This is a genomic window from Ravibacter arvi (genome assembly GCF_039540405.1).
Classification (GTDB): domain Bacteria; phylum Bacteroidota; class Bacteroidia; order Cytophagales; family Spirosomataceae; genus Ravibacter; species Ravibacter arvi.
Genome location: NZ_BAABEY010000036.1, coordinates 173402 through 186830, shown reverse-complemented (window position 1 = coordinate 186830; position 13429 = coordinate 173402). Strand labels below are relative to the sequence as shown.

Sequence of the window (13429 nt, the reverse complement as noted above, 5' to 3'; positions counted from 1 at the left end):
TACTACTTACTGCTCGAACGTTCTTTTTGGTAGCGCCTCACCCGGAACAACCGTACCAGGAGCGGCACGAAATCCTCCGATGCCTCTACAGAAACATAATCCGCCTTATTCTGTTTGCAAATCCGTTCCAGGTTGCGGCTCCTTTCCAGGAATTCTTCCTCAACGGCGCTACGGTAAAAAGGAGACGAAGTATTCACCCAGCTTCGCTGGCCGGTTTCTACATCCTGCACCGGCACGATGCCCATAGCGGGCACCATTTGCTCCTGTTTATCGTGAACCTGTATTACGACCAGATCGTGTTTCCTGGCCATCGCCTTAAGGGGTAATTCATAGTTGGTGTCCACAAAATCGGAAACCAGGAAAATCAGCGAACGCCGGTTGAGCATTTCCAGCACATGGAGTATACTGCGGCTCAGGTTGGTGCGGAGTGAGGCCGGCTCAAGGTTAAACAGTGCCGAAATAATGCGATAAGCCTGTTTCATTCCGCCCGACGGCCGCAGGTAACGCTCGTTTTGATCGGAAAAGCACTGCATCCCGACCACACTGGCTTCCTTCACGGCTGCGAGCGCCAGGACCCCGCAGATTTCCCGCGAGGCATCCAGCTTGTTACGGCCCGGCGCGCCCACCAGCTGCGAGCCGCTCACATCAAAAAGAAAAAAAACCGTTTGCTCTTTCTCTTCCTTGAAAAGCTTCAGATAAACGCCGTGCCCTTTCGCCGATGAATTCCAGTCAATCATCCGGATGTCATCACCATACTGATATTGCCTGAGATCCGAGAAATCGAGCCCGGACCCCTTAAATACTGACTGAAAATTCCCCTGCCTGGGGTTGTTCACCGCCTTTCTTATCCGAATCTCATATTTATGTAGCTTGGAAAGAAACTGCCTAAACATAGGGAACAGGTTTTTCTGAAAATTTTAGCAATTTTGTACACCCTGTCTGCAAAGATAGGCTATAACCAAGAGCAATGCGAACATTCCAATGGGCAGTCATGCTTATCTTTTTGTCCTGCACGGGTGGCACAAAGCCGCCGAAAGACATTCTGGATAAGGAAAAAATGGCGGATATGCTCGTCGAAATCCATCTTGCCGAAGCCAAAGTATCCAAGCTTAACCTGCGTTCCATGGATTCGTCCGTAGTAGTATTCAGGAAGCTTCAGCAGGAAATCTGGGCAAAACACAAGGTCGACTCGGCCCTTTACAACAAGAGTTATGCCTACTACGCTTCCAACCCGGAGCAATTGGGAAGTGTCTATGAAATTGTGACAAAAGCGCTGGCAAAGAGCGATTCGAGTGCCGCCCCCAAAAAGTAAACACTGAAATCCGTTGAGTATGAGCAGGTCATTAGTAATTATACCTACCTATAACGAAATAGAAAACATACATGCTATTGTTAGGAAAGTCTTCGGACTGTCGGTCCCGTTTCACCTGCTCATCATAGACGACGGCTCCCCCGACGGCACCGCTACAGCGGTAAAAGAGCTCCAGAAACAATACCCCGACCGCCTGCACCTGTTGGAAAGAGCGGGGAAGCTGGGTTTGGGCACAGCCTACATTTTCGGCTTTAAATGGGCGTTGCAGCAATCATATGATTACATCTTTGAAATGGACGCCGATTTTTCGCACAACCCCGAAGACCTCATCAGGCTTCACACCGCCTGCCATGCCGAGGGCAATGACCTTGCGGTAGGCTCCCGCTATGTAACCGGCGTAAATGTCGTAAACTGGCCCATGAAACGGGTCCTGATGTCTTATTTCGCGGGGACCTACGTACGGGCGATAACTTCAATGCCTGTCATGGACCCTACGGCAGGTTTCGTTTGCTATCGGAAAAAGGTGCTGGAGACCATCGATCTCGATAACATCCGTTTCGTAGGCTACGCCTTCCAGATCGAAATGAAGTTCAATACGTGGAAACTCGGGTTCAGGATAAAAGAGGTTCCGATTGTGTTTACGGACCGCACGCAGGGGAATTCCAAGATGTCGAAAGGAATTTTCAGGGAAGCCGTATTCGGCGTTATTGCGATGAAACTCCGGAGCGTGTTCTCACGCTACCCCCAGACCCGGAAAGCATAAAAAAACCGCATCCTGAAACCAGGACGCGGTACACTTATAGCGCATTACAAATGTCGTATCAGGCAGAGACTTTGGGCTGATTCATGACCTCCGTTTGTTTCCTGATAGACTCCATATGGATCAGCTTGAAAAGCTCGTCTACCAGGTCAGGGAACAGATTCATGCTCTTACCCCAGCCGGCTCTTGTTTTCAATATTTCCCGGAAACGGTCTACCTGGTAAGCCGAAACGTTGTTATCCCGCTTGTATTCAGCCAGGCGTTCCACCAACGACATCCGGGCCGCGAGGTTTTCCAGGAGCTCTCTGTCAAGATTATCAATTTTGGCCCGGACTACCTCCAGCTCTGACTGGTAATCGGTTCCGTATTCCTTCGAGCGTACGCTCAACGCTTCGAGCATTTCGCCCAGCGCTTTGGGGGTAAGCTGCTGCGCAGCATCGGACCATGCCTTATCCGGATCCCTGTGGGATTCAATGATCAGACCGTCATAGTTCAAATCCAGCGCGCGTTGAGCCAGTTCAAACAAATACTGACGTTTACCTGCCATATGGCTTGGATCACCGATAATCGGCAGCTGGGGGAACATGGTTTTCAATTCCACCGCAATGTGCCACATCGGGGAGTTCCGGTACTTTGTTTCCTGTGCATTGGAGAAACCCCTGTGAATCGCTCCCAACTTCTTGATCCCGGCCTGGTTCAGACGCTCCAGCGCTCCGATCCACAATTGAAGATCAGGGTTAACCGGGTTCTTTACCAGAACCGGCACGTCAACACCTTTAAGGGCGTCAGCAAGTTCCTGGACATTGAAAGGGTTCACCGTCGTACGGGCGCCAATCCACAAAATATTTACACCGTATTTAAGCGCCAGTTCAATATGCTGCGGGGTCGCTACTTCAACTGCAACCGGAAGCCCCGTTTCTTTATGCGCTTCCTGCATCCACGCCAAAGCCGGCTCTCCAACACCTTCAAAACTTCCGGGACGGGTCCGTGGTTTCCAAACTCCAGCTCTCAGCACATTGGCAAAGCCTTCTGCCTTGATCTGCGTAGTGGTTTCCATCACCTGCTCCGCCGTTTCAGCACTACATGGACCAGCAATGATCACTGGCTTACCATTGGTTTCCAACCAACTATTCAAGGGCAGAATATCAAGCGTCGATTTCATTTACTTTTATAAATTATTTGAGATTCCTTACTTCAGTACAATATCCTGCCAAAAAAATACACCTATCGCAGGATAACTGTAATTTTGTTGCGTATTTTGCTTTGTAAATGCAAAAGTAACTATTTCTAATATAACAAAATGAAATAATCTGAATGTTTAAACGTATAACTGCGATTTAACTTTTGTGGGAATCGGTAATCGGAAATCAGAAATCGGAAATCGGGGACCGCAACTGAACATTTTTTGGGAAGTCGGAAATCAGAAGTCAGAAATCGGAGGCGGCAACTGAACACTTTTTGGGAAGTCGGAAATCAGCCCGCCGCGAAAATGGATTGCCCGTCGGAATCCCCCCGATTTCAGATTCCCGATTCCTGATCCCAGATTTCCGATTTCCGATTGCTGATTTCCGACTTCCGACTTCCATTCATCACTTCATCACTTATGAACATTGCTCACCCAAACGTCGACTTCGACAACACGGCTTCCGCGTTTTCGCACCAGACAGATGCCGAATTACGAAAGGCCTACTGGCTGTTTTCAGTCATGAACAGCGCCGCATTAGTCAAGATCGGCAGTGCGCTTACCCAATTTGCCCTCCGTGTCCGCTTACCCGTAAAACCCATTATCCGGAATACCGTTTTCGAGCATTTTTGCGGTGGAGAAACCATCGAAGCCTGCCAGAGAACGATAAAAAAACTGGGTAAAAGCGGGGTAGGAACCATCCTGGACTATTCGGTAGAAGGGGAAGACAGCGCGTCGTCTTTTGACCATACCCTCGCGCAGTTGCTCCGTACGGTAGAGACTGCGGCGCTCAACCCGAAGGATATCCCGTTTGCGGTTTTTAAAGTCACAGGCTTGGTCAGGAGCGTTCTACTCGGGAAAATACAAAACAACACGCCGCTCTCGGAAGCGGAAAAGTCGGAGTACGCCCAGGCCCGGAACCGTATTCTAACCCTCTGCGGCAAGGCGCATGACCTGCGGGTACGGATATTCTTTGATGCGGAAGAAAGCTGGATTCAAAATACCATAGACGATTTGTCATATGAGATGATGCGGCTGTTTAACCGGGAAGAAGCCATTATTTACAACACCTACCAGTTTTACCGGGCCGACATGTCAGGCAACTACGCCGCCGCAATAAAACGGGCCGAAGATGAAGGCTATAAGATAGGGGCCAAACTGGTGAGAGGCGCTTACATGGAGAAAGAAGCGGCCCGCGCCGATGAACTCGGTTATAAAAGCCCTATTCATAACACAAAAGCAGCCGTTGACGACGATTATAACGAAGCAGTTCGCTTCTCGCTGACGAAGCTGGATTCGCTCTCGATTTGCCTCGGCACTCACAACGAATTAAGTTGCCGGCGATGTATGAACGCGATGCAGCAGCAGCACCTTGAAAAAAGTGACAAACGAATTTTCTTCGCCCAGCTGCTCGGAATGAGCGACAACATCTCTTTTAATATGGCTTCGGCTGGTTATAATGTCGCCAAATACGTACCTTTCGGGCCAATTGAAGCAGTTATGCCTTACTTGTTCCGGCGGGCTAACGAAAACACTGCCATTGCCGGTCAAAGCAGCCGGGAATTTCTGCTGATCAAGAAGGAACTGCAAAGAAGAAAACGGCGATAACACGGTGTCGTTATGAACGAAAGAAAAAACGCGACTAAATACCTATTGATCAGCCTGCTCCTGATCATCATTGACCAGGGGACAAAAATGCTTGTCCATTTCAAGATGGAACCGGGGTTCCCGGGGCAGATCGTACTTATCAGCGATTGGCTGAAACTTCACTACGTGCTCAACCCCGGGATGGCTTTCGGGATGCAGCTCGGCCATGAATACGGCAAGCTCTTGCTCACCCTGTTCCGCCTTGTTGCTATGTTCGTCATTGGCTGGTACCTGGTGCGCCTGGCGGTCAGGGGAGCTTCCGGCACCCTTCTTCTGGCGCTTTCCATGATTCTGGCCGGTGCGGTAGGAAATGTGATCGACAGTACCTTCTACGGCGTCCTGCTGGGAAATGCGCCGGTCGGATCTCCTACTCCCTGGTTCCACGGCCAGGTGATCGACATGATCTTTGTTGATTTCTGGGAAGGTTTTCTTCCCGAATGGATCCCCGTATTCGGCGGACAATATTATTCAACCCCCATTTTTAACGTCGCCGACTCCTGCATTTTCGTCGGCGTTTGTATCGTGCTGATCTTCCAGGGGCATTTTTACACGCCCATCGAGAACGATACGGAAGGCAACGTCGAAACCGACCCGGAAGGTGGCTTTAAAGAAACCGATTTGCAGGAAAACAACGAAAACCAGCCCGTTGCCAACAACGAGGCGGCGTCCGAAAGAGCTTCCGATAATGACGACACCGAAGGCCAGACCCTTCCCGACCGCCAGGCCTGAGCTGATAAAAGCCATAAAAAAGGGTGAAGCGCAATGCTTCACCCTTTTTTATGGCTTTGGCCGGTTTCAGTTTGCCGACTCGTTAAGCGGCATATAATCTTTGAAATACTTCCTGATTTCCTTGGTGGTCGCCTGGGTTTTGCTCACCCAGTTAGCGTCGAGCTCCAATGCTACCAGGCCCCGCACACTCATACTGGACTTGAACGCATCGAGCTTTTTCACAAAATCGGGATGGGCACGGGCTGTTTTGGAAGCAAATTCACGTGCGAAGGCATCGCCCTTACCCTGGAGCTCTGTCTTTTTCTCGAGGACGTAGTTAAAACGGTCCAACAGATCCTTAATCGACTTACCGATTACCTCCGTGGCCTCCAGCGTGCCGATCGTCGCTACCGTAGTGCCGCCGATAACCGTCATCTGGTTTCTCAGATCGGGCTTATCCTTTGCAATTACCGGTGACAAACCGGTTGATGCCCCCATGGTCGCATTCAAAACCGAACGCTGGCTTTTACCCCTTTTGGCCTTCCTGTAATTCCGCTTGAGATCGTTCTCTTTCTCTACCATCTGGTCCATGAGATCACGCGCCGAAACCATAGCCTCATGATACAGGTTGAACCAGTATTCATTCCGCTTCTCCTCGTCTACCGTATTCCCGACAACAAAATTGAAGACCCGTTCATCCCTGTTTTGCGCCTTGTCAATCACATAGAAGGTGATGCTGAACCGGACGGAGTCCACGGGTTCTTTCACGAAGTCAAAACCCGGTTCCCAGATGAACTCATAGTTCGTCTCCGTATTTTTTACAAGGGCCTTCTTGGAAATTTCCTTGTTCTGAGAAACGAAATCAAATCGTGCGATATCGTCGTCACCATTCGGGTCGGAAAGGTAAAATTTAATATTCACCAGTGAGTTTTCCTTGATCCGGAAAACAGACTGCTTCGGTACCACCGTAATCACCGGCGCAAGGTCCTTTTGTGTGGGCTCCAGCTTCAGCCGCGCTTTGGTACGCGCTTTGAACGGCTGGTCTTCCACGTAAAATTCTACATACCGGGGGCCTGCTTTCAGAATATTAAACTGGGCGATAGAAGGATCCCAGGTTATCTGGCCTGCCTCGGACATTTGCATGCCCTCGGGCATAGTCTCCAGTATCGGGATAAACACAAAAGAATCGTTGTCCAGGTCCCGTACACTCTCAGGATCGACCCGGTAAGTATTCTGCGTTTTGAATTGCACGTAAAACGGCTTCAGTTCATCCACAACCGGCGGGCGGTTGGTATGAACCACTTTAAATACAACCTCCTGGCTATTGACTTCATCGGCCTTGTTACGGGCTTCAAATAAAACAGATACCGCTACAGAAGTAATCAGGCGGTCGGCTACGTCATAGGAAGGCGTCCAGGAAAAAGCGCCCGTTACTGAATCCAGTTTCATTTCAGGGACCTTTCCATTCACGATCGAATAGGTTACTTCCTTACTCTTTCCACCGGTAGTTTTTAACTCGAAGCCAATACTCTCCCCTTCCTTCACAGTACTCCAGCCGTAGTTATACGGCATAATAAGCTTAAAAGGCTCGGTTGAGGAAGAATCTCTGCTCCTGACAGGTTCCTGCCCGAAGGTTTTAGTGACTATTCCAAGACAACCGACCAAACACAACCAATAAACGTATGTGGCCTTCGCGGCACTCATAGTGAAACAGCTTAAATGTGACATAGGACAGTTTAACATCAATATAAACGTTTTTTTGTCCGTTCAATTACTTTGTCGTCAGATTATCCTTAAAAAAAAGAAGAAATACCGTTAGTTCTGAAAATACCACAAAACAAAGACGTCAGTGCCCGACCCATTGACCGGCACTGACGGTTGAATATCCGGGCGCTACTGTTTCGCAGGAGGAGTTACCCCCAGCTTTTTCAAAACGAGATTGGTAATATCGGAGTTCTCAGAGCCGGAATAAAGCAATACCGGGTTGCCTACATTTCCCGTATCACCGTTCAGGACATACAGATACCCTTCTTCTTTTCCGACCTCCTTGATAGCTTTGTTCACTTTTTCAGCGATCGGCTTAAACAGTGCCTGCTGTTTCTCCATAAAACTTGATTCCGACTTCCCCTGGAGTTCCTGGAGTTCCGTTCTCAGCTTTTGAAGCTCGGCTTCGGTGGTCTCACGCAAGGTCTGGCTCATAGATGCCGCACTGGTCTGGTACCGCTCCACCTTTTCCTCAAATGTCTTCGACTTCTCCTGCAACACCTTTTCGAGCTGCTTTTTCATAGTTTCAAGCTCACCCTGCGCCTTTTTGGTTTCGGGCATTAATCCTATAATATAATTGGAATTGGTGTGGCCCACCTTAACATTTCCCTGCGCAAAAAGCGTGGTACAAAAGACAGAAAGGATGCTCAGGCATCCGGCAAGCAAAAATATTTTTCTCATGTTCATGTGTTGATTGGTTGTCGGAGGTCAGAAATCAGAAATCGGCCGCGCCGCGTAGACACTTTCGTTTCCGATCTCAGTTTCCGATTTCCGATTTCCGATTTCTGATTTCTGATTTCCGATCTCTGACTTCCGCTTACTCCTTTCCACCCACCTTTACAAACAATAAAGCGAGGCGAAAGACCGCATCGCTTTATTGTCAGCTTGTTCGAGTTTGAAGACGCATACAGTCTGCCGGCACCTTACTTATTTAGGCTTATTCGCGGCAGGTTTGCTTCCGGCGGCAGGAGCAGCCGGTGTTGCTGCAGGCTTGGCTTCTGCTGCGGCAGCCGCCTTAGGATCGACGCCGAGCTTGGTGAGAACAAGATCTGTTACGTTGTACTCTTCAGAGCCCACGTAAAGCAGGATCGGGTTAGCGTTCTGCCCGGTGTCGCTGTTAATGATATACAGGTAGCCCTGCTCCTTCCCAATCTGCTGGATGGCGGCACTGATCTTGTCCAGAACCGGGGTCAAAAGCGTCTGCTGCTTTTGCATCAGCGACTGCTGCGAATTTGCCTGAAGATCCTCGATAGACTTCTGAAGATTTTGCAGTTCGCGTTCGCTGTCGGCGCGCAGCACTTCATTCATGTTCTGCGCATTTTTCTGGTACTTATCGAGCTTATCCTGGAACTCCTTAATCTTTTCCTGGATGGATTTCTCAAACTGGGCCCGGGTAACTTCGAGTTCACTCTGAATCTTCTTCGCATCCGGAAGCCTGCCCAGGATCACTTCTACGTCAGTATACCCGATTTTGGTTGGCGTTTGTGCCATAAGAGGGTTAACCAAAGAAGCGACGAGTGCCACTAACGCAAAAACTGCTTTTTTCATTTGTTCTTTTCTAAAAATGGTTTGTTACTGGTCCGTATTAAAGCGTATTACCGTATAAACATCAAAGTTACGTTCTTTCCCGGAATAATTAAAGAGTTGCCTGCTCAATAACCCGCCTTTACGGTTTGACAGCCGGTTTGACAGCATTGGCGGCTTTAGGTTTAAGATCAATTCCCAACTCCTCCAAAACATAGTCGGTGTAATCGTGTCTCGGATTGGTGTATACCAACACAAAATCACTGGATTTGTCGATGATCATGTCCAGCTTACGCTGCACGGCCACTTTATCAAGCGCGCGCTGAACCTTGTCCATCACGTCCTTCATCAGCTCCTTTTTCTTTTGAAACAGCATTCCGTTCATACCGAACACTTTGTTGTTGTATTCGCGCGTTTCCAGCTCTTTTTCGCGTATCTGGTCCCGGCGCTTCTTTTTCAGCTCCTCGGTAAGCAGCACCTCTTCAGCCATTAATTCGCGCTGCATGGCGTCAACCGCTGCCATCTTATCCTGGATTTCTTTCGCCCAGCTGTCCGAAAGCTTATCGATCTCTGCCTGCGCCGTTGCATATTCGGGGAGCTTGCTCATTATAAACTCCATGTCCACGTACCCGAATTTCTGGGCGGAGGCCAGGCCGCCCGTCGTCAGCAACAAAAAGCAGATAAAGAGTGATCTAAGCATTGTTCTCAATTTATACAGGAGTTGTTAGCAACGAAATAAACGGCCCGGAAATTATCTGAGCTGCTGTCCGATTGTAAAATGGAACTGCCCGCCGCTCTTTTCCGTCCGTCCCTGGATACTGTCGAAACCGTATCCCCAGTCGATTCCCAGCAAACCGAAGGCCGGCATAAAGATACGGGCGCCGACACCCGCAGATCTTTTGATATTAAACGGGTTATAGTCTTTATAGTTGTCCCAGTTGTTACCGCCTTCAGCAAAAGTCAGCAAGAAAATCGTTGCCTGCGGGTTCAGTGAAACCGGGTAGCGTAATTCCATTACGTACTTGTTGTACACAACACCACCACCGCCTCTCGGGACGATACTGGAAGTGCCGGTGAGTGCCCCTACCGACCGGTCGTCATACCCCCTCAAACCGATAATATCCTGGTCTGCCATTACGAACATTCCCTGCCCGGCCAAGCCTGACCCACCGACAATGAAGCGTCCGAAGGGACTGATCGGGTTTTTGGAGTTATAGTTACCCAGGAAACCCATGTGAGCGCGCGTATTCAACACCAGTTTGCCTGTGATGGTAGTGAACCAGCTTGCGTCGAACATCCATTTATGGTACTCAATCCACTGAAAACGGTCATTCTGATCGGCAAACTCCTTCTTGCGGAAGGCCGAGTAAGGCGGCGTCAGCGTAGCGCTCAGGCTGAACGATGAGCCGCTCCGCGGATATTGGAAGTCACTGAGCGTATTCCTCGAAAGCGTAGTATTGAAAGTGATGTTGTTCGACTTACCGTTGCTGTAGCCGATGCTGAAGAAGTCAAGGCTGTCGAGCGAATAGCGTTGCAATGAAAGCGCATGGGTAAGCTGCATGAAGCGGTCGGGCGCCTTCAGGCGTTTGCCGAGCGAGAAAGTAATCCCGTTGTTGTGGTACGCTCCCAGGTAATTCATCTTGTTACCGAACATAATGTTGCGGTAGTCTGTCATGCGGTAAACCGTACGGGTAAGTGCAACACCGAAGTTGATTGGCTTTTTACCGCCAAGCCAGGGTTCGCTGAACGACAGCGAGTAGGTTTGAAACTGACGCCCGTTTGCCTGGAACCGAACGGCCAGCTTTTGTCCGTCCCCGGAAGGGAGCGGGCGCCAGGTGGACCGGTTGGGGATATTGCGGATCGAAAAGTTGTTGAACACCAGGCCAAGAGTTCCTACAAACCCGATGTAACCACCCCAACCACCTGATAACTCAATCTGGTCGGAAGGCTTTTCTTCTACTGTGTACTCTATGTCCACGGTTCCGTCGGCCTGGTTGGGCAACGGGTTAATCTGGATTTTTTCAGGGTCGAAATACCCCATTTGCGCCAATTGACGCTGGGTATTGATCAAATCCGTTTTGCTGAATTTCTGGCCCGGAAGCGTCATCAGCTCACGCAAAACCACCCGGTCGCTGGTTTTGGTATTGCCGTTCAGGATAATCCGGTTAATCGTCGCCTGCTTTCCTTCAAACATGCGCATTTCAATGTCAATGGAGTCGCCGTCCACCGTTTTTTCAACGGGTGTTACACGGAAATACAAGTAACCGTCGTCCATATAAAGCGAGCTTACGTCGCCGCCGGGAATACCGTTGATCCGCTTCTCAAGATCTTCGGGGTTGTACACTTCACCTTTCTCGATCCCCAGTTTTTGCGACAAATATTTGCTGGGCCAAAGGTAATTCCCGGTCCACGAAATATCCCGGTAGTAGTATTTAGGTCCTTCCTCGACTTTGATGTCCACCCGGATCGACTTTCCATTTTCATCTCTCACCACGGAATCGGAAAGGATAGTGGCGTCGCGGAAACCATTTTTCCGGTAAAACGCTATCAGCTTATCCTTGTCTTCGTCATATTTCTTGGGAATATATTTGGAAGGCGCCCAAAACCGGTAAAACACCTTTTCTTTAGTTCCTTTCAGGCGCTTCTTCAGCTTTTTGTCGGACAACAATTCATTGCCCTCGATCGCGATTTCCGAAATCCTAACCTTTTTACCCCGGTCAACGTGGAAATTCAGGGTAGCCTGTCCCCGGGTAGTATCGGGAATCTGCACCACTTTTACCGCGGTATTGTAATATCCTTTGTCCTGGTAATGCTTCTTGATGAGAAGCTGTGTATTCTTGATCACGGTAGGCGTAATAACGCGCCCCTTGATCAGCTTCACCTTATCATTAAGTGTTTCCCGCTGACCTTTTTTGATCCCCGAAAAAGTCACCTGGTAAAGCCTGGGACGTTCCTTGATATGGATGTTCAGCCATACCTTGTTCCCCTCGGTCTTGGTAGCCTGGATTTCCACGTCATCAAGCGTACCGAAATCCATCATCTTTTTGATGGCAGAAGGAATTCCCATACCCGGGAGCCTGATTTTGTCACCGGTACGCAGACCGGAGATCGAAACCATGGAATTGGGGTCCAGGAATTGTGTACCGGAAACGGTCACATCCGCTATCTCAAACTCCTTGGGGTTTGCATAATCAAACAGATTCGTGGAGGTCGGGGTCTGGGGAACCTGGGCCTGGCGCATGGATCCGATGCCAACCCGTTGTGCGAAAGCCTCACCACATGTTACCACCCCTACCAATACCAACACCCAGCCCGCTCGGGAAAACGCCTGGTAAAAATTACCTTTTGAGCCAATCATTATGCTTTTGTCACTATTTCTTTAACTTGATCACCTGTCTTTCCGAACCTCCTTTCACGGCTCTGAAAAGCAATTATTGCTTCGTGCAAATGGGGTTTTCTGAAGTCTGGCCATAAGAGGTCGCTGTAAACATACAGTTCTGCGTAGGCCAGCTGCCACAGCATAAAATTACTGATCCTGAAATCGCCGCCGGTTCTCAGCATCAAATCCACATCCGGCCAGCCACCGGTTGATAACCTGGCAGCGAAAAGATGCTCATTTATATCTTCGGGTTGCGTCGACCCTGCCAAAACTTCCTGTGCAAGCTGCCTGGCCGCCTGTACAATGTCCCATTTCCCGCTATAACCCAGCGCAAGCGTCAGCTGCAGCCCGGTATTTTCAGCGGTCTTTTTCATGCCCTCGGTCAGTTCCTTCCGGGACCGCTCCGGCAGGCTTTCGAAATCACCGATCGTATGGAGACGGATATTGTTTTTCTGAAGAGTTGGAATTTCCTCGCGTATCGTATACACCAGCAGCTCCATGAGCGCATTGACCTCAAATTTGGGCCGTCCCCAATTCTCGGTCGAAAAAGCGTAAAGCGTCAGATACTCAATGCCAAGTTCCGCACAGCCCTCTGCTATTTCCCGCACAGAAGTAATGGCGCTCCTGTGCCCGAAAATTCGCGCCGCGCCCTGCTTTTGTGCCCACCGGCCATTCCCGTCCATGATGACGGCAATATGCCTCGGCAGATTTTTCTGATCAATTTGTTCTTTCATCCAATGGACTAACTTACCCTTGCAGGACAGGCGCCGGAGAACCATAATACGTTACACCCGGATCAATTGTTGCAACGACCTGCTGATTTCCGGTGGCTGATTTCCGGCAGCCGGTGCCTCTTTCTTCTGTTCTTTTCGAATACGGTTAGAAAAATGTGGTGCAAGTTAGGAATAAGTATCACTGCATCAAAATGTATCGAAAAACAGATTATCAAAAAAAACGGGTAAAATACACGGTTTCCGGGGGCCGCCGGTCGTGTGAAGCGAAGCTGCCGGACGGAGCCGGAAATACACACCTCACCCGGCATTACTCCCTGCCCCCTTTTTACGGGAAGCTCTATTTTTTACCCCTGCCGCCATCAACCAAATACGGAATTAGCTATTTTTACGTTTTGAATTGAAAAAAAAGGGGCAAACA

General features: G+C 49.5%; 12 protein-coding genes. 4 read left to right on the top strand and 8 right to left on the bottom strand.

Annotated elements, in window-relative coordinates:
• Nucleotides 1-2 precede the first annotated feature (2 nt).
• A complete protein-coding gene (locus tag ABD852_RS20400) occupies nt 3-893 on the bottom strand; it encodes a DUF58 domain-containing protein (protein ID WP_345032283.1) in 891 nt (296 codons plus the stop codon).
• A gap of 74 nt (nt 894-967) precedes the next feature.
• On the opposite strand from ABD852_RS20400, the gene ABD852_RS20395 reads away from it, so the two are divergent.
• Nucleotides 968-1312, top strand: a complete 345-nt coding sequence (locus ABD852_RS20395; protein WP_345032281.1) for a DUF4296 domain-containing protein — start codon at nt 968-970, stop codon at nt 1310-1312.
• Between the two features lie 19 nt (nt 1313-1331).
• Entirely contained in the window at nt 1332-2075 is a 744-nt protein-coding gene (locus tag ABD852_RS20390) for a polyprenol monophosphomannose synthase (RefSeq protein WP_345032279.1), read from the top strand.
• Between the two features lie 58 nt (nt 2076-2133).
• Here the strand turns inward: ABD852_RS20390 and ABD852_RS20385 are convergent, their stop codons facing one another.
• The gene (locus ABD852_RS20385) at nt 2134-3234 is read right to left on the bottom strand and encodes a chorismate mutase (protein WP_345032278.1); all 1101 of its coding nucleotides are present in this window, start codon (nt 3232-3234) and stop codon (nt 2134-2136) included.
• Between the two features lie 441 nt (nt 3235-3675).
• Here ABD852_RS20385 and ABD852_RS20380 point away from each other — a divergent pair, with 441 nt between their 5' ends.
• Nucleotides 3676-4863 carry a proline dehydrogenase family protein gene (locus ABD852_RS20380; RefSeq protein WP_345032276.1) on the top strand — a complete coding sequence of 396 codons (1188 nt, stop codon included), beginning with the start codon at nt 3676-3678 and terminating at the stop codon, nt 4861-4863.
• Between the two features lie 12 nt (nt 4864-4875).
• Entirely contained in the window at nt 4876-5631 is a 756-nt protein-coding gene (locus ABD852_RS20375; RefSeq protein ID WP_345032274.1) for a lipoprotein signal peptidase, read from the top strand.
• Nucleotides 5632-5697: 66 nt separating this feature from the next.
• On the opposite strand, the gene ABD852_RS20370 is transcribed toward ABD852_RS20375, so the two are convergent.
• From ABD852_RS20370 to uppS, 6 genes are all read right to left on the bottom strand, one after another.
• On the bottom strand, nt 5698-7314 hold the full coding sequence (locus tag ABD852_RS20370; RefSeq protein WP_345032272.1) for a hypothetical protein: 1617 nt from the start codon (nt 7312-7314) through the stop codon (nt 5698-5700).
• 189 nt (nt 7315-7503) lie between these two features.
• Nucleotides 7504-8055: an OmpH/Skp family outer membrane protein gene (locus ABD852_RS20365; protein ID WP_345032270.1), complete on the bottom strand. Its 552-nt coding sequence runs from the start codon at nt 8053-8055 to the stop codon at nt 7504-7506.
• A 246-nt stretch (nt 8056-8301) separates the two neighbouring features.
• Nucleotides 8302-8922, bottom strand: a complete 621-nt coding sequence (locus ABD852_RS20360; RefSeq protein WP_345032268.1) for an OmpH/Skp family outer membrane protein — start codon at nt 8920-8922, stop codon at nt 8302-8304.
• A gap of 118 nt (nt 8923-9040) precedes the next feature.
• On the bottom strand, nt 9041-9598 hold the full coding sequence (locus tag ABD852_RS20355; protein ID WP_345032266.1) for an OmpH/Skp family outer membrane protein: 558 nt from the start codon (nt 9596-9598) through the stop codon (nt 9041-9043).
• Nucleotides 9599-9649: 51 nt separating this feature from the next.
• Nucleotides 9650-12256 carry an outer membrane protein assembly factor BamA gene (gene bamA / locus ABD852_RS20350; RefSeq protein WP_345032264.1) on the bottom strand — a complete coding sequence of 869 codons (2607 nt, stop codon included), beginning with the start codon at nt 12254-12256 and terminating at the stop codon, nt 9650-9652.
• A complete protein-coding gene (gene uppS / locus ABD852_RS20345; protein ID WP_345032263.1) occupies nt 12256-13011 on the bottom strand; it encodes an undecaprenyl pyrophosphate synthase in 756 nt (251 codons plus the stop codon). The genes bamA and uppS overlap by 1 nt, the downstream gene beginning before the upstream one ends.
• Nucleotides 13012-13429: the final 418 nt, after the last annotated feature.